General features: G+C 69.2%; 18 protein-coding genes and 2 tRNA genes. 2 read left to right on the top strand and 18 right to left on the bottom strand.

What is annotated here, in order from left to right; all coding sequences use genetic code 11:
- Nucleotides 1-3 precede the first annotated feature (3 nt).
- A tRNA-Leu gene (locus IPL89_18085) sits at nt 4-91 on the bottom strand.
- Between the two features lie 76 nt (nt 92-167).
- On the opposite strand from IPL89_18085, the gene IPL89_18080 reads away from it, so the two are divergent.
- Nucleotides 168-872, top strand: a complete 705-nt coding sequence (locus tag IPL89_18080; protein ID MBK9065062.1) for a PAS domain-containing protein — start codon at nt 168-170, stop codon at nt 870-872.
- Here IPL89_18080 and IPL89_18075 read toward each other — a convergent pair.
- From IPL89_18075 to IPL89_18040, 8 genes are all read right to left on the bottom strand, one after another.
- Nucleotides 839-914: transfer RNA gene (locus tag IPL89_18075), tRNA-Cys, on the bottom strand. The genes IPL89_18080 and IPL89_18075 overlap by 34 nt on opposite strands.
- Nucleotides 915-952: 38 nt before the next feature.
- Nucleotides 953-1,924 (bottom strand): 6-phosphofructokinase, encoded by a 972-nt coding sequence (gene pfkA, locus IPL89_18070; GenBank protein MBK9065061.1) that lies wholly within the window; start codon nt 1,922-1,924, stop codon nt 953-955.
- Nucleotides 1,921-3,315, bottom strand: coding sequence for an amino acid permease (locus tag IPL89_18065; GenBank protein ID MBK9065060.1), 1,395 nt, complete (start codon nt 3,313-3,315; stop codon nt 1,921-1,923). The genes pfkA and IPL89_18065 overlap by 4 nt, the downstream gene beginning before the upstream one ends.
- A gap of 63 nt (nt 3,316-3,378) precedes the next feature.
- Nucleotides 3,379-5,583: a catalase/peroxidase HPI gene (katG, locus tag IPL89_18060; GenBank protein MBK9065059.1), complete on the bottom strand. Its 2,205-nt coding sequence runs from the start codon at nt 5,581-5,583 to the stop codon at nt 3,379-3,381.
- 104 nt (nt 5,584-5,687) lie between these two features.
- A complete protein-coding gene (locus IPL89_18055; GenBank protein ID MBK9065058.1) occupies nt 5,688-7,553 on the bottom strand; it encodes a hypothetical protein in 1,866 nt (621 codons plus the stop codon).
- A 74-nt stretch (nt 7,554-7,627) separates the two neighbouring features.
- Nucleotides 7,628-8,800 (bottom strand): acyl-CoA dehydrogenase family protein, encoded by a 1,173-nt coding sequence (locus IPL89_18050; protein ID MBK9065057.1) that lies wholly within the window; start codon nt 8,798-8,800, stop codon nt 7,628-7,630.
- Nucleotides 8,801-8,898: 98 nt separating this feature from the next.
- Entirely contained in the window at nt 8,899-12,030 is a 3,132-nt protein-coding gene (locus IPL89_18045) for a TonB-dependent receptor (GenBank protein MBK9065056.1), read from the bottom strand.
- A gap of 83 nt (nt 12,031-12,113) precedes the next feature.
- A complete protein-coding gene (locus IPL89_18040) occupies nt 12,114-12,614 on the bottom strand; it encodes a WbuC family cupin fold metalloprotein (protein ID MBK9065055.1) in 501 nt (166 codons plus the stop codon).
- Nucleotides 12,615-12,666: 52 nt separating this feature from the next.
- Here IPL89_18040 and IPL89_18035 point away from each other — a divergent pair, with 52 nt between their 5' ends.
- Entirely contained in the window at nt 12,667-14,079 is a 1,413-nt protein-coding gene (locus tag IPL89_18035; GenBank protein ID MBK9065054.1) for a Glu/Leu/Phe/Val dehydrogenase, read from the top strand.
- On the opposite strand, the gene IPL89_18030 is transcribed toward IPL89_18035, so the two are convergent.
- The 9 genes from IPL89_18030 to IPL89_17990 all read right to left on the bottom strand — a co-directional run bounded on the left by IPL89_18030 (nt 14,080) and on the right by IPL89_17990 (nt 21,744).
- Nucleotides 14,080-15,984 (bottom strand): carbamoyltransferase, encoded by a 1,905-nt coding sequence (locus tag IPL89_18030; GenBank protein ID MBK9065053.1) that lies wholly within the window; start codon nt 15,982-15,984, stop codon nt 14,080-14,082.
- Nucleotides 15,984-16,145: a hypothetical protein gene (locus tag IPL89_18025; GenBank protein MBK9065052.1), complete on the bottom strand. Its 162-nt coding sequence runs from the start codon at nt 16,143-16,145 to the stop codon at nt 15,984-15,986. Before IPL89_18025 ends, IPL89_18030 begins: the two co-directional genes overlap by 1 nt.
- Nucleotides 16,142-16,528, bottom strand: a complete 387-nt coding sequence (locus IPL89_18020) for a hypothetical protein (GenBank protein MBK9065051.1) — start codon at nt 16,526-16,528, stop codon at nt 16,142-16,144. Before IPL89_18020 ends, IPL89_18025 begins: the two co-directional genes overlap by 4 nt.
- A 9-nt stretch (nt 16,529-16,537) precedes the next feature.
- Complete coding sequence (locus tag IPL89_18015; GenBank protein ID MBK9065050.1) at nt 16,538-17,461, bottom strand: polyprenyl synthetase family protein; 924 nt, start codon at nt 17,459-17,461, stop codon at nt 16,538-16,540.
- The gene (gene xseB, locus IPL89_18010) at nt 17,458-17,733 is read right to left on the bottom strand and encodes an exodeoxyribonuclease VII small subunit (GenBank protein MBK9065049.1); all 276 of its coding nucleotides are present in this window, start codon (nt 17,731-17,733) and stop codon (nt 17,458-17,460) included. Before xseB ends, IPL89_18015 begins: the two co-directional genes overlap by 4 nt.
- Complete coding sequence (gene xseA / locus IPL89_18005; protein MBK9065048.1) at nt 17,730-19,172, bottom strand: exodeoxyribonuclease VII large subunit; 1,443 nt, start codon at nt 19,170-19,172, stop codon at nt 17,730-17,732. Before xseA ends, xseB begins: the two co-directional genes overlap by 4 nt.
- A 9-nt stretch (nt 19,173-19,181) precedes the next feature.
- The gene (locus IPL89_18000; protein ID MBK9065047.1) at nt 19,182-20,336 is read right to left on the bottom strand and encodes an O-antigen ligase family protein; all 1,155 of its coding nucleotides are present in this window, start codon (nt 20,334-20,336) and stop codon (nt 19,182-19,184) included.
- Between the two features lie 64 nt (nt 20,337-20,400).
- Nucleotides 20,401-20,658, bottom strand: coding sequence for a hypothetical protein (locus IPL89_17995; GenBank protein MBK9065046.1), 258 nt, complete (start codon nt 20,656-20,658; stop codon nt 20,401-20,403).
- 9 nt (nt 20,659-20,667) lie between these two features.
- On the bottom strand, nt 20,668-21,744 hold the full coding sequence (locus IPL89_17990; GenBank protein ID MBK9065045.1) for a DUF2029 domain-containing protein: 1,077 nt from the start codon (nt 21,742-21,744) through the stop codon (nt 20,668-20,670).

Here is a 21,744-nt window from a genome sequence, read left to right as displayed (position 1 = left end):
TCGTGGTACCGGAGGAGGGGCTCGAACCCTCACGACCCTTGCGAGTCCGGGGATTTTAAGTCCCCTGCGTCTGCCATTCCGCCACTCCGGCGGAATCAAGCTTACGACGGGGATGGAATCGCCTTGACACCGGCCCGGCGCACGGTCAAATTGAGTCTCAATTGCCCATGAGAACCGCCGCGGCCCGCATCGACGACGCCCTCGAGCTCATCGCCGAAGCACGTGCGGCGGCGTGCGGCATCGACCGCCGCCACCGCATCGTCTTCTGGAACGACGGCGCGCGCGAGCTCCTCGGCTGGACGTCCCGCGAGGCGCTGGGCAAGAAATGCTACGACGTCTTCGCGGGGCACGACGTCTTCGGGAACGTCTGCTGCTTCCGGGACTGCGGCGTCGCGGTCGCCTCCTCGCGCGGGGAGGCTCCGGCGCCGTTCGTGATGGACGTGCGGAAGCGGGACGGTACGGCTCTGCGGCTCGTCACGCGCACGATCGCGCTCCCCTCGCCGGGAGACGCCTACCGCAGCCTCGTTCACGTTTTCGAGAACGGCGACGGCGCCGCTCTCGACGCGATGCTCGCCAGCATCAGGTCCGTCGTCGCGGCGCCGGCCGAGCCCATCGCCGGCCCCCCGGAGGAGACCATCACGCTCTCGCCCCGCGAGCAGCAGATCCTCGAGCTCCTCGCCGGCGGATACGGCTCGATCAACATCGCGGCCCGCCTCGGGCTCTCGCACGCAACGGTCCGCAATCACGTCCAGCACCTGCTCCGGCGGCTGGACGTGCACAGTCAGGTCGAGGCGGTGTCGCTGGCCTTCAGGCGTGGGATGCTCGGCCGGGACGAAGCTGGAGGCGACGGTCGGAGTCGAACCGACGAATGAGGCTTTTGCAGAGCCTTCCCTTAACCACTTGGGTACGTCGCCGTCCCAGAGCCGGACGCGGATCTTAACCGGGACGGCGGCTATTTCGCCATCGTCCGGAGAAGCTCGAAGAGCGACGGATCGAGGGGCTTTTTCGCCCCGGCGACCGCGTGGAGCGGGGTCGCGGTGATCCGGCCGTCCCGGAGGCCCATGAGGACCCCGCCCTGCCCGTCCATGAGGCTCTTGACCGCCGCGAACCCGAGCCGCGTCGCGAGAAGCCGGTCGTAGGCGCCGGGGGCCCCGCCGCGCTGCACGTGGCCGAGGATCGTGACTCTCAGGTCGAAACCGAGACGCTTCTTGTGCTCTTTGAAGTAGTGCGCCAGGCCCTCGGCGTCGTAGGACGCTCCCTCGGCGACGACGATGATCGCGTGTTTCTTGCCGCGCTCGCGCGACGCGTCGAGCTCGCGCGCGAGCTCCTCGGGATCGACGGGCACCTCGGGCACGACGACGGATTCCGCGCCGCCCGCGATGCCCGCCATCAGGGCGAGGTACCCGCAGTCGCGGCCCATGACCTCGACGAGGAACGCCCGCTCGTGCGAGGACGCCGTCGTCTTGAGACGGTCGATCGCCTCGAGCGCGATGTTGAGGGCCGTGTCGACGCCGATCGTGATGTCCGAACCGAAGAGATCGTTGTCGATCGTCGACGCGACGCCGACGACCGGAAATCCCAGCTTCTGCAGCTCGTGCGCGCCCGCCTGCGAGCCGCTGCCGCCGATCACGACGAGGCCCTCGACTTCGTTCCGGCGCAGGACCTCGAGCGCCCCGGCGCGCCCCTCGGGCGTCCGGAACTCGTCGCAGCGGGCGCTGCCGAGAATCGTGCCGCCCTGCTGGATGATGCCGCCCACGGCCCGCGCGCCGAGCGGGACGAGATCCCCCGCGATGAGGCCCGAGAACCCGTGCCGGGCGCCGATCACGCTCGCCCCCCGCACGATCCCCGTCCGCACGACCGCCCGGATTGCGGCGTTCATGCCCGGGGCGTCTCCCCCGCTCGTGAGGACGGCGATGCGTTTCATGCCGCGGGTGTCTCCTGTCCGGCGTTCCGGCCGAACGGCCATTCTCTCGCGAGACGGGATCTCACGAGGAACGCGCCGACGCCCGCCGCGATCACGGCGAGGCCCGCGGCCTTGAAGCCCTTCTCGGGCGAGGAGAGGACGAAGGCCCAGAGCGCGAGCGCGACGAGCGCCGGGAGCGGGTAGAGCCACATCTTGAACGGGCGCTTGAGGTCCGGGCGCGTCTTCCGGAGGACGAGCGCGCCCGTGATCTGCGCGATGAACGGGATGATCGCGCGGATCGAGATGATCGCCGAGACGACGACCCTGAGGTCGAGAAACGAGAAGAGCGCGGCCGCCCCGCCGAGGGCCGCGATCGCGACGATCGGGTAGCCCTCCGTCGGGTGGAGGCGCGAGAACACGCGGAAGAAGTTTCCGTCGCGCGCCGCGGCCCACAGAATCCGCGAGTAGCCGAGCGTGAGCGAGAAGACCGAGGCGAAGGCCGTCCACAGGATCAGGAGCGTGACGCCCCGCGCGACGGGCCTTCCCGCGAGCACCTCGACGAAGTCCGCCACCGTCGACTTCGACGTCATCGCCTTCTCCATCGGAAGGACCGAGACGATACAGACGTTCATGAGGATGTAGAGAACCGCGACCACGAGAATGGACACGACGATCACGCGGGGAATCGTCTTCGTCGGCTCGACGATCTCCTCGGCGAGGTAGCAGATGTTGTAGTAGCCGAGGTAGTCATAGACCGCGAGGAGGAGCGCGGCGCCGAGCCCTCCGAGGACTCCGGGCGGCGGGACCCCCGCCGCGGAGACCACGGGCGCTTCCCAGAATCGCCACGCCTCCATCTTCATGTGCGGGAGGCCCAGCCCGATCACGATCCCGAGCGTCGCGAGGACGCCGATCCACAGAACGACGGAGAACTTCCCGATCGCGCCGATGCGCCGCATGAGGAGAAGGGTGACGGCGACGCAGAGGACCGACGCGACGGCGCCCTCCCAGCCGGATGGGATCCCCGGAAAGACGAAGCGGAGGTACCGCGAGAAGCCGATGGCGCCGGACGCCATCGAGAGCGGCGCCGAAAACGCGATCTGGAAGAGAAAGAGAAACGAGACGAGCCGCCCCCAGCGCGCCGGTCCGTAGGCCTCGCGCAGGAACGCGTACGAGCCGCCCGCGCGCGGGAGCGAGGCCGAGAGCTCGGCCGTCACGAGCCCGTCCGAGATCGCGAGGAGGGCGCCGAGGAGCCACGCGAGGAGCGCCTGCCCCCCACCCATCGCGGCGAGGATGAGGGGAAGGGTCACGAACGGACCGATCCCCACCATGTCGATCACGTTGAGGGCGGTCCCCTGCCAGATGCCGATCTCCCGGCGCAGCCCTCCCCCGGTGCCTGCCGTGCCCTCCGCCACGCCGCGCACCTTACCTGATGGACACCCCCGCCCGCACGTCCCGTCCCACCCTGGGAACTCCGGTCAGCTGATGTCGAAGCGGTCCAGGCTCATGACCTTGTTCCAGGCCGCGACGAAGTCGCTCACGAACTTCTCCTTGGCATCCTCCTGCGCATAGACCTCGGCCAGGGCCCGCAGCTGGGAGTTGGAGCCGAAAACCAGGTCCACACGGGTGCCGGTCCACTTGAGGGCGCCTGTCCTGCGATCGCGCCCTTCGAACGTGTCCCCGGCATCGGACGTGGGCTTCCACACGGTGCCCATGTCGAGCAGGTTCACGAAGAAGTCGTTGGTGAGGGTTCCGACCCGTTTCGTGAACACGCCGTGCGTCGATCGACCCGCGTTGGCACCCAGCACGCGCAGGCCGCCGACGAGCACCGTCATTTCCGGCGCGCTGAGGGTCAGGAGCTGCGCCTTGTCCACCAGCATTTCCTCGGCCGGCACGGTGAAGGCCTTCTTCTGGTAGTTGCGGAAACCGTCGGCCTCCGGCTCCAGCACGGCGAACGACTCCACGTCGGTCTGGCCCTGCGAGGCGTCGGTGCGGCCCGGGGTGAAGGGCACGTCGACGGCGTGCCCGGCAGCCTTGGCCGCCGCTTCAACGGCAGCGCAGCCCGCCAGCACGACGAGGTCCGCCAGGGAGACCTTCTTGCCGCCCGTCTGGGCGCCGTTGAAGGCCCGCTGGATGGTCTCGAGCACGCCCAGCACCCTGGCCAGTTGCGCCGGCTGGTTGGCTTCCCAGTCCTTTTGCGGCGCCAGGCGAATCCGCGCGCCGTTGGCACCGCCGCGCATGTCCGAGCCCCGGAAGGTGGAGGCCGAGGCCCATGCAGTGGAGACCAGATCCGCCACCGACACGCCCGAGGCCAGGACCTTGGCCTTGAGGTCGGCGACGTCCGTGGAATCGATGATGGCGTGATCGACGGCGGGGACCGGGTCTTGCCAGATCAGGTCTTCGGCTGGAACTTCAGGACCGAGGTAACGGGCCTTGGGCCCCATGTCGCGGTGGGTCAGCTTGAACCAGGCGCGGGCGAATGCGTCGGCGAAGGCCCGCGGGTCCTCGTGGAAGCGGCGCGAGATCGGCTCGTAGATCGGGTCGAGACGCAGCGACAGGTCGGCGGTTGTCATCATGGGCCGGTGCTTCTTCGACGGGTCGTGGGCGTCGGGAATCATGTGCTCTTCCTTGACGTCCTTGGCCTGCCATTGCCAGGCGCCGGCCGGGCTCTTGACCAGGTCCCACTCGTAGCCGAACAGCATGTCGAAGTAGCCGTTGTCCCATCTCGTCGGGTTGGGCTTCCACGCGCCTTCGAGACCGCTCGTGGTGGTGTGCGCGCCCTTGCCGGTGCCAAACCGGTTGATCCAGCCCAGTCCTTGCTCTTCGATGGGAGCGCCCTCGGGCTCCGGGCCCACGAGCTTCGGGTCGCCCGCGCCGTGCATCTTGCCGAACGTGTGGCCGCCGGCGACGAGGGCGACGGTTTCCTCGTCGTTCATGGCCATGCGGGCGAATGTCTCGCGCACGTCGCGGCCCGAGGCCACGGGGTCGGGGTTTCCATCGGGGCCTTCGGGGTTCACGTAGATCAGGCCCATCTGCACGGCGGCCAGCGGGTTCTCCAGGTCGCGTTCGCCGGAGTAACGGCTGTTGGGCTTGTCGCTGGTGGCCAGCCATTCGTGTTCTTTGCCCCAGTAGATGTCCTCTTCGGGCTGCCAGATGTCCGCGCGGCCGCCGCCGAAGCCGAAGGTCTTGAAGCCCATCGACTCCAGCGCGCAGTTGCCGGCGAGGATCATCAGGTCGGCCCAGGAGACCCGGTTCCCGTATTTCTGCTTGATGGGCCAGAGCAGGCGGCGGGCCTTGTCGAGGTTGCCGTTGTCGGGCCAGCTGTTGATCGGCGCAAAGCGCTGGTTGCCGGTGCCGCCTCCGCCGCGTCCGTCCGCGGTGCGGTACGTGCCCGCGCTGTGCCACGCCATGCGGATGAACAGGCCGCCGTAGTGGCCCCAGTCGGCTGGCCACCAGTCCTTCGAGTCGGTCATCAGCGCGACCAGGTCCTTCTTCAGGGCGGCCAGATCGAGCTTCTTGAATTCCTCGGCGTAGTCGAAATCGGGGCCCATCGGGTTCGACGCGGGCGCGTGCTGGTGGAGGATGCCCAGATTCAGCTGCCTGGGCCACCAGTCGCGGTTCGATGTGCCACTGCCGACGGTGGCTCGGGCAGAGGTGCCTGTGATCGGGCACTTGTCGTTCATTTTCTTCTCCTGTGCTGGCCGCGTGGCCGTTTACGCTTCGGAAGAGGGGAAATCCGGGCGATCTCCGTCGCACATCGGGCGTAGGACGAGCGCTCCATGTTCCTCTACTTCTGCGCCGAGCGGCCGGTCTTCGGCGGCTCCCGACCCTCGCGCGGAACCCCGGTTCCATCGATCCGCAGCTCCGTGACCCGCGCAAGGCCCCAGGCGTGCACCCCCGCCCATCCCGGGGCGGCGGGAGCGTCCTCCAACGCAGCGACCTCCCGTCCCTCCACGAGGAACGCGACGCGGGGGCCGCGGCAGACGAGCGCGAGTCGGACCGGCCCGCGGCGCGGGTCGGCTCCGGTCGCGGCCTTCTTCTCGCCCCCCGGCCAGAACAGAACGGCCTCGCCGTTTCCTCGCAGGAGTCCGAGGACTCCCGAGTCGCGGAACCCGTCCGCAGGCCCCGAGCGCCGCGCCGCGACGCCGACCCAGTTGTGCGCGGAGCCGAGATCGTCGGTGAGGCGGACCGTGGCCGTCACGGAGCCGTCGGCCCACGGCCCTTCGGAAGCCAGGATGGTGACGTCCTTCGAGAACGTCTCGATCATGTCGCGAGACGCGACGCCTCCGCCTTTCGGAAAACGCACCCCTCCGCCGAAGAAGCTCCAGACGTGCGCGCCGGGTTCGACCGCCCGGCCTGACTCGAATCTGTAAACCGCCGTGTCTTCCGCGGCTGTCGCCCGCCACCACGGCGCCGTGAGCCGGGCGTCGACCGCAGGGGGTCCGGGGTGGTGCGGCGTGCGCACGACCCAGAGCGGCCGCCCGGCGCCGATCGCTTCGCCGAGGGCGGCCTCGCCGTCCGCGAGTCGCACGCCAGGGCCCGCGGGCCATTGCGCGGAGAGCGCCCAGTAAGACCAGCCGTCCGCGGCGACGACGTCGCCCGCGAGCCCCGCGGCGTGGGCGGTCTCGATTCCCCGGCTGACCGAGCGCCAGTCGGGTCGCCCCTCCCGGACGACGTTTGCGACCGCCGGCGCGAGCGGAGCGAGAAGGAGGAACCCCGCCGCAGCCCGCAGGGCCCCGGGCCGCACGCGCGCCAGCGCCTCCCCGATCCCCCACGAGAGCGGGAGCAGCGCGAAGAGGAAGTACCGCAGCGCGACGAACCAACCGAGGGCGCCCAGCACGAGAACCGGGCCGCCGAGCGTCGCCGCGAGAAGGAGCGCGAGGCGCGGCCGCTCGCGGCCCGCGGCCGCGACGCCGAGGAGAGCGACGGCCCACAGGATCGCCGCGAGGACGGGCCATTCGAGGCTCGACTCGCGGAACGTGACGAGGCCCGAAAGAATGCCCGGCAGGTGGCGCAGGAGCCCCCCCGGCGCGACGGGCGACGGCGGCCGCGGCCCGATCCAGAGGAACCACGCGGCAAGGAAGCCCGCCGAGACGGCGAGTGCGGCGGCTGCGCACGCGGGGAACCGGCGCCCCTCGCGCCGGGCGCGCCACGCCGCGTCGGCCCAGAGCGCGACGAGCGGAAAGAGGGCGAAGTAGAGCGTCGCGACGGAGGCCGCCGCGAAAACGACGTGCGCGATTCCGGCCCCGCGCACGCCGCGCCGCGCGGCGTCGAGGGCGAGGTCGGCCCCCGCGACGCACGCGAGGGCGAGCGCGTAGGGCCGCACCTCCTGGCCGTAGTGGACGGATGCCGGCAGGACGGCGAAGACGGCCGCGGCGCCGAACGCGGCGGCGGCACGCGCGAAACCGCCCGCGCGCCGGAAGACGAAGAACACCGCCGCGACCGAGGCGGCGGCGCTCGCGCCGCGAAGCGCCGCTTCTCCCCCGCCGGCCCGCTCGATCGCCCACGTGAGAAGGTACGCGAGCGGCGGGTGCGCGGCGTCGGCCCGGAGTGACGCGAACAGCTTCGCGAGCTCCTGGCGGGAGATGACGGCCTGGATCGCCTCGTCCAGCCAGTAGGACCAGAAGCCCCATCCCGCCGAGCGAAGGAACACCGCCGTGCCGAGGAGGAGCGCGAGCCCCGCGACGAGAGCCGCGCGCGGGGCCGGACGGACCGGGGAGTCGCCGTTCAGCGCTTCAGAACGTCTTTCGCGATCGTGTTGAGCTGCATGAAGGACGTGCCCTCGTAGATCTTCCCGATTTTCGCGTCGCGGTACATCTTCTCGAGCGGGTAATCCTTCACGTAACCGTAGCCGCCGAGGAGCTCGAGGCCCTTCGACGTGCACATCTCGGCGACCTCGGAGCCCTTGAGCTTCGCGATCGCGCCCTCGCGCGCGAACGGCAGGCCCGCCTCCTTGAGGCGCGCCGCGTTGTAGACGGCGAGTCGGGCGCACTCCAGCTCCATGTCCATCCGCGCGAGCTCGTGCTGGACGGCCTGGAACTGCGCGAGAGGCTGGCCGAACTGGCGGCGCTCCTTGACGTACTTCGTCGCGTAGTCGAGCGCGGCGCGCGCGATGCCGACCATCTGGGCGCCGATCCCGATCCGCCCCTCGTTGAGGGTCTCGATCGCGATCTTGTAGCCCTCACCCACGTTGCCGACGACGTTCTCGGCCGGCACTTCGAGGTCCTCGAAGGCGAGCGCGAGCGTGGACGACGCGCGGATGCCGAGCTTGTCTTCCTTCTTCCCCTTCGTGAAGCCCTTCCACTGCGACTCCACGAGGAACGCCGTGATGCCCTTGTAGCCCTTGGTCTTGTCGACGTTCGCGAAGACGAGGAAGAGCTCGGCCTCGAGGCCGTTCGTGATCCAGAGCTTCTCGCCGTTCAGGATCCAGCGGTCGCCCTTCGGCGCCGCGGTCGTCGCGAGCGCGAAGGCGTCCGAGCCCGAGCCGGCCTCCGAGAGCGCGTACGAGGCGACCTTCTGTTTCGCGAGCTGGGGGAAGTACTTCTTCTGGATCGCGGGCGAGGCCCAGCGCTTGATCGCGTTGTTCACGAGCGTGTTCTGGACGTCCACGACGACCGCGCAGGCGGCGTCCACGCGCGCGAGCGCCTCGATGATCGCGATCGACGTGGTGAAGTTCGCGCCGAGGCCGCCGTACTCCTCGGGGATCTCGATCCCCATGAGGTCGAGATCGAAGAACTTCCGGATCAGGTCGGGATCCATCACGTTGTCGCGGTCCATGCGGGCGGACTGCGGCGCGATCGACTCGACCGCGAAGTCGTACACACCCTCGGCGAGCTCCTGCTCGTGGTCCCCGAGGACGGAGACCGGCGGAATCGCGGGCGTTTCAGTTGCGAGGGACATCGGAAAAATCCTCCGAGTCCGTAGAATATCGGAAAGGCAAGAAAAACGCCGGGGCCGAAGCCCCGGCGTTGCCGTTCAAGCGAGCGTTTGAACCGGTCTCAGAACGAAACGCGTCCGCCGAGCTTGAGCTGGTAGCGCGAGCGGAGGCCCTGCGTCGTGTACTGGCGCCCTTCATTGAGCGCGCCCGAGTTGACGGTGTAGATCGGCTTGCCGGTGGCCGCGTCGATCCCCGAGTAGTTGAGCGCCGTGTACGTCTGGTTGGCGACGTAGCGGAGGAGCCCCGCGTTGTGATTCACCAGGTTGATGAGGTTCAGGACGTCGAACGTGAGCTGCACCTGGACCACCGAGATCGGCAGCGTCACGTCGTAATGGAAGTCGAGCGTGTGGATCCACGGGGCGTCGAGCGCGTTGCGCTCCGCGACGCGGCCGCGGTACTTGTCGAGGCCCGTCATCGACAGGTAGTCGTTCCACTGACCTTCGGTCGGAGCCCCCGTGCCCTTCCAAACGATGTCGCTGTAGTTCGCGGGCACGAAGAGGAGGTCGTTGCCCGAGGCGCCGTCCGCGTTCGCGTTGCCGCCCATGAGGATCGAATAGGGCTGCCCCGACTGGGCCGTGAAGATGAGCCCGATGTTATGGGCCAGCGCGCCGGTCCGGAACGCCTGGGACGCGACGATGTTGAACCGGTTCGGGACGTCCCAGAAGGAGCGCGTGAGCGCCTGGTTGTAGATGTTGCCGTCCGTCGTCTGGAACTGCCAGTTCGAGTACGCGACGCTGGACGTTCCCTCGAACGCGGCCTTGGCGTTCATGTAGGCGTAGGAGCCCATGACGTAGAGCCCGAAGGGGAAGCGCTTCTCGAGCTGCACGATGAGGTTCTGCTGCTCGCCCTTCGTCGTGTTGTCGAGGTAGACCATGTCCGAGATCTGCGTCGAGTACTGCTTGTAAATCGGCGCCCCGTAGAACGTCTTGTTGCCGGACTCGACCCTGCCGAGGTTGTAGTAGAAGACGTCGTAGAGCGTCTTCGTGAACATCGCCTCGATGGTTCCGCGGATCCCGCCGGGGAGCTCGCGGTCATACGCCAGCGTCGAGCGAAGAACCTGCGGGAACTTGAAGTCCGGGTTGATGCCGTTGACCGTGATCGCCGACGTGCCGGGGGGGAAGTTCTTCGGCGGGTTGTTGGGATCCCCGGTGAACGTCACGTTTGAGGCGCTCAGGTTCGTGATCTCGATGCCCGTCGACCCGTAGTTGTTCGAGATCCAGACGTACGGCGTGCGGCCGGCGAAGACGCCGACGCCGCCGCGGATCTGGTCCTTGCCGGACCCGCTCGGGTTCCAGTTGAAGCCGAGGCGGGGCGATACCATGATCTGGCCGTTCGGCACGTCGCTCGTGTCGACCCCGAAGGTCGACTGGACGAGCGGGTTGTAGCTCGGGCTGTCGGGCAGCTGGGGAATGTCGAGGCGCAGGCCGAGGTTCAGCGTCAGGGTGTTGCTCACCCTCCACTGGTCGCCCGCGTAGAGGCCCCACTGCCGGGCGTTGAACTGCGTCGGGCGGCGCGGGTCGGCGCCGTTCGCGAACTGGACCTGGTACCGGGCGGCGTTCCCGGCGTTGAGGTCGGCGATGGTGTTGAAGAAGTACGTCCCGTAGACGTCCTGGATGAAGAGGTTCTCGAACTTGAAGAACTCGTTGTGCGTCCCGATCGTGATCGTGTGGTTGCCCTTGATGAGCGTGAAGTCGTCCGTGACCTCGAGGATGTCCTGGTTGAGCGAGTTCGCTCCGGACGAGCGCTCGGTCCCGGCGGCGAGGGAATAAGTCCCGTTGCCGGTGCAGTTCGAGTTCGGGGAGTTGCAGATGTAGACGGACGGGAACTGGACCGGAACCGCCCGGTTGTCCCGGACCGTCTGGTAGCCGACGCGGCCCTGGTTGAACGAATCGGCCCCGAAAACGCTGTTGAGCTGCAGGACGCCCGAGTTCGTCTTGTCGGTGATCGTGTACCCGCCCGTCTCGAACGTGTACGTGCTCGAGTTGCGCGCGCCGTTGATGTCGTTCAGGGCGTTGACGTAGTTGTAACGCAGGGACAGCTGGTGGGCGCTCGAGATGTTGAGATCGAGCTTGCCGAGCAGGAGGTCGCTGTTCGTGCGGGTGTTGTAGTCGCCGAGGCCGCCCGGGTCGTAGCCGTACTTGTTGGTCAGCACGGACTTGAACAATGCGGCATTCGCCGGGTTGTTGAAGTTGTTGGACGCCGAGCCGTCCGCGGCCCCGTTCGTCGGAGCCGAGGTCTTGTTCCGCTCGCCGCTGACGAAGAAGAAGAGCGTGTCCCTGATGATCGGCCCGCCGAGGCGCGCGCCGTACTGGTCCGAAACGAATTCCGCGAGCGGGCTCGAGACCGCGTCGCCGTAGGCCTGCGGGATCTTGCTTCCGACCCAGTTCTGGTTCCGCGAGGAGCCGTAGACGGAGCCGTGGAACTCGTTCGTCCCGCTCCTCGTGATCGCGTTGATCGCGCCGCCCGTGAAGCCGCCCTGCTTGACGTCGTAGGGCGAGATCGCGACCTGGATCTCCTGGATCGTGTCGATCGAGATGGGCTGCGTGTCCGTCTGGCCGCCCGGGGTGCCGGTCGAGGAGAGGCCGAACAGGTCGTTGTTGACCGCGCCGTCGATCTGAATCGTGTTGTAGCGGTTGTTCTTGCCGCCCACGGAGATGTTCGTCTGCGTCGGGTCGCTGGCCGCCACGTTCACGTAGGGGCTGGTCTTGGCGAAGTCCTGGAACTGCCGGCGGATGGTCGGCAGCGACTTGATCTCGTCCTGCGAAACCGCCTGCGTCGAGCCCATCCGGTTCGGGCTGATCAGCGGCTCGAGCTCGGCGGTCACGCTGACCGTCTCGGCCCGTGCCGCGAGCTCCAGCGCGAACTCGAGCTCGAGCTTCTCGCCGAGGGCGACGACGACGTCCTTCTCGGTTTCGGTCTTGAAGCCGCCGATCTTCGCGGTGACCGTGTAGGGGCCGCCCACGCGGACGTTCAGGATGTTGAACCGGCCGGCGGCCGACGTGACCGCCGCGTAACGGGTGCCGGTGGGGACGTGGATGGCCTCCACCGAGGCGCCGGGCAGCGGGCTCTTGTCCGACTTGACCGTCACGACACCCTGGAGAGCGGCGGCGGTCTCCTGCCCGAGGGCGGGTACGGCCGACAGGAGGACCGCAACGCACGCGGCGAGCGGCAGGAGACGACGCAGATTGATCATGGGCACACCCCTTCCATCATTTGAAACGAAATCACCCCGGCACGGCCGGGAAAACTGCTCTTGCACGGTAGAATCTTCATGAATCAGGACTCCGCCTGCTCGATAAACGCGTTGCGCCACCCGGCCTCGAGCCGCACGGACGCCGGGTCGCCTTCGGGAGGCGCCCAGGGCGCCGCGTCGCTCCCCGCGGGCGCGACGTAGGGTCCGGCCTTCGCCTCGAAGGCCACGGTGCCCGCGGCGAGCGACACGAACGTGTGCCAGACGCCCGGAGGGACGTCGACGCCGAACGTCTCGCCGCCGGCGTCGAGAACGGTCTTCTCGGCGACGGTTCCGTCGTCGTGGAACGAGAGGAAGCCGAGCCGGCCGGCCACGACGAACATCGTCTCGGCCTTCGGCGGATGCAGGTGGCGGTGGGGCCGGATGTAGCTTCCGGGCTCGATCGCGTTGAGAAGACGGTGCACGGAATCCTCCATCGCGTGGAGATTCCGGTTCTGCCGCAGGCGGGGGGACGATACCGCCGCCTTGCTCAGGCGGTGCAGTGCGATGCGATCCAGTCGCACCACGCCGGCGACCCCGACTTCCATTGGTGCCAGATCCTATATCGACTCCACTAAACTCGGTCAACCGGAGGTTTTGATGACCCAGTCCAACGGATTTTTGGAGAGTGTCAACCGGAATTTCGACGCCGCAGGCACATTTCTCGACTATCCCCCGGGCCTTCTCGACCAGATCAAAGTCTGTAACAGCGTCTACAAGTTCCGGTTCCCCGTCCGCAAGGAGGGCGGGGGCTACGAGGTCATCGAAGCCTGGCGCGCCGAGCACAGCCACCACAAGCTGCCCGTCAAGGGCGGCATCCGGTACTCCCCCGACGTGAACGAGGACGAGGTGCTGGCGCTCGCGGCCCTCATGACGTTCAAGTGCGCGATCGTCGACGTGCCCTTCGGCGGCGCCAAGGGCGGCATCAAGATCGACCCGCGCAAGGTCTCGCTCGAACAGCTCGAGCGCATCACGCGCCGCTACACGGCCGAGCTCGCGAAGAAGAACTTCATCGGCCCGGGAATCGACGTCCCGGCGCCCGACTACGGCACCGGCCCGCGCGAGATGTCGTGGATCGCGGACACGTACGCCCAGTTCCACCCGGGCGAGATCGACGCGATCGGGTGCGTCACGGGCAAGCCGATCAGCCAGGGGGGCATCCGGGGCCGCAAGGAAGCCACGGGGCGCGGCGTTTTCTTCGGCGTCAAGGAAGCGCTCGCGGACACGGAGCTGCTGAAGACGCTCGGCATGACGGCCGGCCTCGCCGGCAAGCGCGTGGCGGTCCAGGGCCTCGGCAACGTGGGCTACCACGCCGCCAAGTTCCTCCAGGAAGGCGGCGCGACGATCGTCGCCCTCGCCGAGTGGGAAGGGACGATCTTCGACCCGAAGGGCCTCGACGTGGACGCCGTGGTCAAGCACCGCGCCGCGACGAAGAAGATCACCGGCTTCCCCGGCGCGACGGACCTTGCGGCCGAGGACGTCCTCTACACGGAATGCGACGTGCTGGTTCCTGCCGCCCTCGAGAACGTGATCACGGGCGCGAACGCGGCGAGGGTGAAGGCGAAGATCGTCGCCGAGGGCGCGAACGGCCCGGTCACGGCCGACGGCGACGCCGTCCTGCGCCAGAAGGGCATCGTCGTGATGCCCGACATGTACCTGAACGCGGGCGGCGTCACGGTGAGCTACTTCGAGTGGCTCAAGAACCTCTCGCACGTGCGCTTCGGGCGCATGGAGAAGCGCTACGAGGAGATGAGCGCCGCGCGCATGGTCAAGTCGATCGAGAGCGCGACCGGAAAGACCCTCGGAGACGCCGAGCGCAAGCTCCTCATCCACGGCGCGGCCGAGGAAGACCTGGTCAATTCGGGCCTCGAGGAGACGATGAGCGTCGCCTTCCAGCAGATCCGCGACGTCCAGCGCCGCAACGCGAAGGTGCCGGACCTGCGCACGGCCGCCTTCATCTCGGCCATCGACAAGATCGCCGTCAGCTACATGGAGCTCGGGATCTTCCCCTGATCAGTCCAGCGTGAATTCGCGGCGCCAGTCTCCGCTCTCCGCGAGCGGGGGCTGGCCCTCGCGGACAAGGACGTGGTTCTCGAGGACGAGGGCGTCCATCGAGGTCCGCATGAAGCAGCGGTAAGCGTCTTCCGGCGAGCGGACGATCGGCTCGCCGCGCACGTTGAACGACGTGTTCACGACGACCGGGCAGCCCGTCCGCTCCCGGAACGCCGAAAGAATCGCGTGGTAAACGGGGTTCGTCTCCTTCCGAACGGTCTGAAGGCGCGCCGAATAGTCCACATGCGTCACGGCCGGAATCGTCGAACGCGGGACGTTCAGCTTCTCGATCCCCCAGAGCGCGCGCTCCTCGTCCGTCATGTCGCGACGGCGCTCCCGGGCCACGTCCGCGCAGAGGAGCATGTACGGCGAGTCCCCGTCGAACTCGAACCACCGAGCGGCGTCCTCGCGAAGGACCGACGGAGCGAAGGGCCGGAACGACTCGCGGAACTTGATCTTCAGGTTCATGACCGACTGCATCGCCGCCGAACGCGGATCGCCGAGGATGCTGCGGCCGCCGAGCGCTCGCGGCCCGAACTCCATCCGCCCCTGCAGGAGGCCCACGACCTTGCCGGTGGCGAGGAGGTCGGCGACCGCCGAAGGGAGCACTGCCGGTTCGATTGTCCTGTATGGGTAATGGCGCGACTCGAGCCAGGCAGCAATTTCTTCTGATGAGTAAGAGGGACCCAGGAACGCGCCCGACATGCCGTCTTCGTAGGGAGGCAGCGGGCCGCCGCCGCCCTCCCCTCTTCCACTCGAAGAAATCTTCTCTTCTCTCTTCCCCCTCCAGGCTCCCCTCTTCTCCGCGCTCTCGCGCGGCATGCCGAGGTGGCGGTGCCAGATCGAGAGGGCCGCGCCGACCGCACCGCCCGCGTCGCCCGCGGCGGGCTGGATCCAGAGATCGTCGAAGATCGCCGCCTCGCGGAGCTTCCCGTTCGCGACGCAGTTCAGCGCGACGCCGCCGGCCATGCAGAGGTACTTCGCACCCGTCGCCTTCTTCGCGTGCCGCGCCATCTTCAGGACGATCTCCTCCGTCACGTCCTGGATCGACCGTGCGAGGTCCATCTCGCGCTGCGTGAGCTTCGACTCGGCCTCGCGCGCGGGTCCGCCGAAGAGGCGCTCGAACCCGGCGCCCGTCATCGTGAGGCCGGTCGCGAACGTGAAGTACTCCATGTTGAGGCGGATCGACCCGTCGTCGCAGACGTGCACGAGCTTTTCCCGGATCAGGTCCGCGTATTTCGGCTCGCCGTAGGGCGCGAGGCCCATGAGCTTGTACTCGCCGCTGTTCACCTTGAAGCCGCAGAAGTACGTGAACGCCGAGTAGAGGAGCCCGATCGAGTGCGGAAAACGCAGCTCGGAGAGCATGTCGAGCGCGTTCCCGCGCCCGAGGCCGACCGAGGACGTGGCCCACTCCCCCACCCCGTCCATCGTGAGGACCGCGGCCTCCTCGTACGGGGACGGGTAGAACGCGGAGGCCGCGTGCGACTCGTGGTGGTCGCCGAACAGGATCTTCCCCTCCCACCCGAGGTCCTTCCCGATCTTCTCGCTCATCCAGAGGCGATCCGAGATCCAGAGGGGCATCGCCCTGCGGAACGACGCGAAGCCGCGCGGGGCGTACTCGAGGTACGTCTCGAACAGCCGTTCGAACTTCACGAGCGGCTTGTCGTAGAACGCGACGTGGTCGAGCTTTCCGAGCGGGAGCGCCGCTTCCTTCAGGCACCAGAGCGCCGCGTTCAGCGGGAAGCCGGCATCGTGCTTCTTCCGCGTGAAGCGCTCTTCCTGCGCCGCCGCGACGATCCTCCCGTCGACGAGGAGACACGCCGCCGAGTCGTGGTAATAGGCCGAGAGGCCGAGGATCGCGGTCACTAGAACAGCGTGTAGATGAAGGGCGCGATCACGCTCTTCTCGGCCAGGACGAGGAGGAGCCCGACGAGGACGAGCAGGAAGACGATCGGCATGAGCCAGTACTTCTTTCGGTACTTGAGGAACTCCCAGAGCTGCGAGAGGACGTCGCGCTTGCCCATCACCAGATCGACTCGTAGTGCTTCGGGTCGCGGTTCCGCTCCGGGTACGGCTCCCACATGGACGCGGGCGCCGGGCCCCGGCGCCGGAGCTCGTCGCGGCCGAAGAGGCGGAGGACGAACGCGAGAGGCGTGAGGACGAGGAAGAACGTCAGGAAGAGAAAGACGGCCGAGTTCACGCGGCCGAGAACCTTCGCGAACGCGAGCCAGCCGCGGTGCGGCGCTGCGAGAAGGGAGGGAGCCACCGCGGCAAGGAGAAGCAGCGCGCCGCCGGCGGACGCGAACACGGTCCCGAGGGCCGTCCGGTGCCGCCAGAGCAGCAGCCCGCCGAGGACGGCGAAGACGCCGCCCACGGTCCAGCCGAACCTGCGGTCTTCGGTGAGCGCCACGCGCCGAGTTTACCGGTCGCGGCCCGCGACGTACTCGGCGAGCGAGGCGAGGAGGCCGCCCGGGCCCTCGACTTCGGCCGCCGCCGCGTGCGCTTCCTCGAGCGCGCGGTCGCGCTCGCGCAGCGCGCCCTCGAGGCCGAACACCGACGGATACGTCAGCTTGTCCTGTTCGGCGTCCTTGCCGGCGGTCTTGCCGAGGGTGGCGGAATCCTGCGTGACGTCGAGGAGGTCGTCGGCGATCTGAAAGAGGAGGCCGATCGTGTCCCCAAAGCGCGCGATTCCGGCGAGAACCGCTTCGTCGGCACCGGCGTGCAGCGCCCCGAGCTCGACGGAGAGCCGGATGAGGCGGCCGGTCTTCAGCGCGTGAATCCGCTTGAGGCGCTGGGGCCGCTCCTCGGGGGGCACGGGCTTTCCCGTGGACGCGAGGTCGAGCGCCTGCCCACCCGCCATCCCCTCGACGCCGATCGCCTGCGCCGTCATCGCGACGGCTCGCGCGCGCCGGGCCGCCCACTCCTCCCCCGCGGGGCGCGTCGCGAGGATCTCCACTCCCAGCGTCTGGAGCGCGTCGCCCGCGAGGAGCGCGGTCGCCTCGCCGAACTTCACGTGACAGGTCGGCTGGCCGCGGCGCAAGTCGTCGTCGTCCATGCAGGGCAGGTCGTCGTGAACGAGGGAGTACGTGTGGAGAAGCTCGAGCGCGGCCGCGGCGTCCACCGCGTCCTCCGGCAGGCGCTCCGGCCCCGCCTCCGCGCCCGCGAAGAAGAGAAGCGGCCGGAAGCGCTTGCCGCCGCCGAGGACGCTGTAGCGCATCGCAGCCACGAGGTCCCGGGGCTCGGATCCCTCACGGGGCAGGACGCTCGAGAGGGCCGCCTCGATTCCCCGTCTGCGGGCCTCGAGCGCGGCCGGAAGCGCCCGCGCGGGGCGCACGGCCGTCATCGGGATGCGTCCTCGTCGTCGTCCTCGTCTTCCTCGTCCAGCGGGCCCGTCACGAGCCCCTCCGGCGTCTCCTTCAGGACGACGTCGACGCGCTTCTGGATCTCGTCGATCCGGGAGCGGCAGAATCGCGACAGGGCGACGCCTTCCTCGAACAGCTCGAGGCTCGCCTCGAGGCCCTTCTCGGGGTCCTCGAGCTCGGCCACGATCTCCTGGAGGCGTTCGAGAGCCTTCTCGAACGAGAGGTTTTTCGGCAGGGCCTTCGTCTTGGTCATTCGGTCTCCGTCGAGAGGATGCGGGCGACGGCGCGCCCGCGGGCCAGCCGGATGCGCACGCCGTTGCCAGGAGTGAGGGCCGCGGCGTCCGTCACGGGCGACGCCTCCCCCTCCTTCGTCACGATCGCATACCCGCGCGCGAGGACGCGCAGCGGGCTCAGGGCCTCGAGCTGCGCAACGGCGACGCCGAGGCTCTCGTTCGCGGAGGCGACGCGCGCCGCCATCCGGTCGGCCGCGGCGCGCCGCTCGGCCGCGACGCGGCCGAGTAGGAGCGGAAATGCGGCGCGATCGGCCCAGGCTCGCACGCTCTGCTCGAGGCGGGAGACGAGGGAGAGAAGAGAAGAGGGGATTCTTTGAAAGGAAGAAAAGAGGGCGGCGGATGCAGCGCGCGAATCGAGGCGGCCCTCGGACACGGTCGCGGGAAATCCTGCGAAAGCGGGAGCCGATGCGAGCCGGGCCAGACGGTGCGTGGCCCTTTCCATTCTTCCTTTCAAAGAAATCCTCAAATCCCTCTTTCCCCGCGCGAGGCGCTCCTCGAATTGCGCGAGGGGCCCGACGACGATCTCCGCAGCCTGCGAGGGCGTGGCCGCCCGGACGTCCGCGGCGAGTTCCGCGAGCGAGACGTCGGTTTCGTGACCCACCGCGCAGATCACGGGAACCCTCGAAGCCGCGACGGCCCGGACGACGGACTCGTCGTTGAACGCGGCGAGATCCTCCTTCGAGCCGCCCCCGCGCGCCACGATGACGACGTCGGCCGATCCCGCCACCCGCGAGAACGCCCGCACGGCGCGGACGATCTCTCCCGGCGCCGCCGCGCCCTGCACGGAGGCCGGATACAGGGTCACGTGCGCGTTCGGGAAGCGCGCGTCGAGGACCTTCAGGATGTCGCGCAGCGCAGCCCCGTGCCGGGACGTCACGACGCCGATGCGCCGCGGCAGGAGCGGGAGCGGGCGCTTCTTCGCGGCGTCGAAGAGCCCCTCGGCCGCGAGACGCGCCTTGAGCTGCTCGAACGCGAGCTGGAGCGCGCCGATGCCGGAAGGCTGAATCTCGACGATGCGCAGGGACAGCTCTCCGCGCTCCGGATAAATGTCCGGCGTTCCGCGCGCGAGGACGAGAAGCCCTTCTTCGAGTGTGAAGGGAATGCGGCGGAAGTCGCTCGCGAAGACCTTCACGCGGAGGGTGGCGCTGCCGGATTCATCCTTCAAGGAAAAGAAGCAGTGCCCGGACGCAGCCGGCCCCCGGAAGCCCGAGACCTCTCCGCGGACCCACACGTTCGGAAATCCCGTCCGAAGCATCCCGTTGATCTCGGCGATCACCTGCGACACCGTCATCGCGGTCGATTCCGGTCCGGCGTCCCCGAGCGAGAGCTGCGTCTCGGCGACGCGGCGCGGCGCTCCGCCCCGGAGGGGATACACGCGCCCGGGGAAGCGGCTCGACATCGGCCGATTCTAGTCGGCGGGGCGGGCGGAGCGGACGGCGGCGAACGGCAGCGTCGCGACGACGAGCGTCGCCATGAGGACCTCGACGTCGCCGAAGTTGTACTCGAACATCCCGGCAGCGAAGAGCGCCGCCATCGCGCCGATGGCCCCGAGCGTGACGCCCCGCGCGGGATCACCGCGCGGCGTGCGGCGCAGGATCCGGAGCGCCCCGAGGAAGAACGCCCCCACGAACGCGAGGTACGCGAGCAGGGAGGGGATCCCCGTCTCCGCCGCGATCATGACGACGTTGTTGTGGAGGTGGCCCGGAATCGGGTTGACGAATCCAGGCACGCGGTACGAGGGGTAGAGCGCCTTGACGCGACCGGGCCCGACGCCCGTCGCCGGGTGGTCCGCGACCATGGCCCGGCCCGCCTTCCACATCGCGACGCGATCGTTCATCGTCACGTCGCGCGGGTTCGTCGCAGAGGCGAGCCGGTCCCGGACCGGCAGCGGCATCAGGACGAAGAAGAGCGCGATCGCGAAGGGCGCGGCGAGCGCGAGACGCGGCCGCGCCGCGAGAAGGACGGCGACGACGGCGACGGCGAGGCCCAGGTAGGCGCCGCGCGTCAGCGTGAGGGCCATCGCGAGCGCGCCCGCGAGCGCGACGGCGACGTCGGCGACCCGCGCCCAGCGCGATCCTCCCGAGACCCCGCGCGCGCCGAGCAGCGGCACGAGGACGAGGAGGAGCCCCGCGTACGTCATGTAGACGGAGAGGCCGCCCGCGATCCGGAAATCGAGGCTCGGCGAACCGGAGATCCACTCCGCGAAGCCGCGCAGGACGAGGTAGAGGGCGGTCGTACGCCACACGTCCACGGCGAGCTTCACGTCCGCCTCGTCGTCGAGGAGCGCCGCGGTGAAGACGACGAGCAGGAAGGTCCCATAGCCCTTGATCTGGAGCAGCGACTTCGACGGAAGCGTCGAGAAGACGCACGAGACGACCGAGAGGAAGACGAACGCCGCGATGGGCCGGTGGACCGGCGTCGTCCGCCGGAACGGCCCGAGGAAGTCCTCCCCCGCCTTCCGCGCCTGCCACCGCCACGCGAGCGCCGACACGAGGCAGAGCGCGAGACCGACGTTCGCGACGCCGATGCCCGGCACGCATCCGATGCCGAGCAGGAAGAACACGAACGTCGCGCGTTCGAATCCGCTCCGGCGCGCGATCGGTTCGGGGAGAAGCCTCAGGGGAGGGTCAGGCCTCCCGGGCGTCCGCCGGAAGCGCCTCCTCGACGAGCATGACCGGAATGTCCGAAACGATCGGGTAGACGCGGCCGCACGCGGCGCAGGACAGCCCCTGCGTCACGACCGGCTCCTCGTCCTTCAGCGACTCGCGGTACTTCTCGACGACCGCCTTCGCCACGTCGCCGCGGAGCGTGCACAGCGTCACGGCAGGCCGCGCGTCGCACGCGGGACACGCGAGGATGTCGAGCAGTTCCTTGTCGACGGCCATGCGGCGATCCTAGCAGGGTTCCGCGGCCCGGCGGGACGCGAGGAACCACACTGCGGCGAGCGCCGCTGTTCCGGCGAACGAGGCCGCGGCGCCGCCGGCGACGCCGAGCCCCGCGAACGCGCGCCATGCCGCCGCGACGCCGTACAGCGCGACGACGGCCATCTGCGCGGGCGGGCCGAGCGCCGCGACGGCCGGGAAGAGAACCGTCGAGTGGTGCAGCCACGACGACGAGGCGCCGAGGAGGGTCGCGGCGAGCGCCGCGTCCACGACCGCCGACGGGCGCAGGCGCTTTCCGCCTCGGACGGCGCCCGCGGCGGCGGCGGCGACGAGGGCGAGCGTCCAGCCCGCGATCGCGAGGCCCACCGCCCGGTGGCGGGAGGAGCCCGCGCCCTCCGGGAGGAGGCGGTCGAGCGAGCCGTTCAGCGCCACGTTTCCGCCGTACGTCTCGACCCAGGAGGACGAGAGAATCCGCTTCACCGAACCCGCCGCGTCGACCGCTCCCGACCCTCCCAGGAACGGCACGACGAGGACGAACGGGAGGACCGCCGCCGCGCCCGCGGCCAGGGCCGCGCGCCACCGCCCCGCGAGGGCGAGGGCGCACGCGGCGAGGAGGCCGAAGGGCTTGAGGGCGATCGAGAGGCCGAGGAGCGCCCCGCCGCTCCCTTCGAACCCGCGGTCCAGACGGTCGCGCGCGAGAACGAGGAGGAGAAGGACGAACGCGTTCGCCTGGAGGTTCCACTGCGTCGCGGCGAACGGCGCGAAGAGGAGCGCGAGGACGAGGACGCGCGCGGAGCCCTTCGCGACGAACGCGGCGCTCGCGGCGAGCGCCGCCGCAGAGGCCGCGGCCCAGATCCACGCCGCCGCCGCGGGCGGCAGGAACGTGAGCGGCACGAGGACGAGCGCGAGGAGCGGCGGGTAAAGGTACGGATACACGCCCGCATACGGGTCGTGACCGGCGCGCAACGCGTTCGCGGCCTCGAGGTAGGCGCGGAAGTCCGTGCCCCGCCCGGTGAGAAGCGGCTCGGCCGCAAACGCGAACGTGACCGCGAAGACCGCGAGGGCGAGGAGCCGCGTGCGCTTGTCCAC

The sequence above is a fragment of the Acidobacteriota bacterium genome (assembly GCA_016716715.1).
In the GTDB taxonomy this organism is placed as follows: Bacteria; Acidobacteriota; Thermoanaerobaculia; order UBA5066; family UBA5066; genus Fen-183.
Note: the sequence above shows the minus strand (reverse complement) of the source record. Positions and strands in the feature narration are given on the sequence as shown.

Coding starts and splice junctions, on each gene's coding strand:
- IPL89_17995 (MBK9065046.1), bottom strand. CDS start 20,658: ATGGCCGTCGACAAGGAACTGCTCGACATCCTCGCGTGTCCCGCGTGC.
- pfkA (MBK9065061.1), bottom strand. CDS start 1,924: ATGAAACGCATCGCCGTCCTCACGAGCGGGGGAGACGCCCCGGGCATG.
- IPL89_18015 (MBK9065050.1), bottom strand. CDS start 17,461: ATGACGGCCGTGCGCCCCGCGCGGGCGCTTCCGGCCGCGCTCGAGGCC.
- xseA (MBK9065048.1), bottom strand. CDS start 19,172: ATGTCGAGCCGCTTCCCCGGGCGCGTGTATCCCCTCCGGGGCGGAGCG.
- IPL89_18050 (MBK9065057.1), bottom strand. CDS start 8,800: ATGTCCCTCGCAACTGAAACGCCCGCGATTCCGCCGGTCTCCGTCCTC.
- IPL89_18080 (MBK9065062.1), top strand. CDS start 168: ATGAGAACCGCCGCGGCCCGCATCGACGACGCCCTCGAGCTCATCGCC.
- katG (MBK9065059.1), bottom strand. CDS start 5,583: ATGAACGACAAGTGCCCGATCACAGGCACCTCTGCCCGAGCCACCGTC.
- IPL89_18045 (MBK9065056.1), bottom strand. CDS start 12,030: ATGATCAATCTGCGTCGTCTCCTGCCGCTCGCCGCGTGCGTTGCGGTC.
- IPL89_18040 (MBK9065055.1), bottom strand. CDS start 12,614: ATGGAAGTCGGGGTCGCCGGCGTGGTGCGACTGGATCGCATCGCACTG.
- IPL89_18035 (MBK9065054.1), top strand. CDS start 12,667: ATGACCCAGTCCAACGGATTTTTGGAGAGTGTCAACCGGAATTTCGAC.
- xseB (MBK9065049.1), bottom strand. CDS start 17,733: ATGACCAAGACGAAGGCCCTGCCGAAAAACCTCTCGTTCGAGAAGGCT.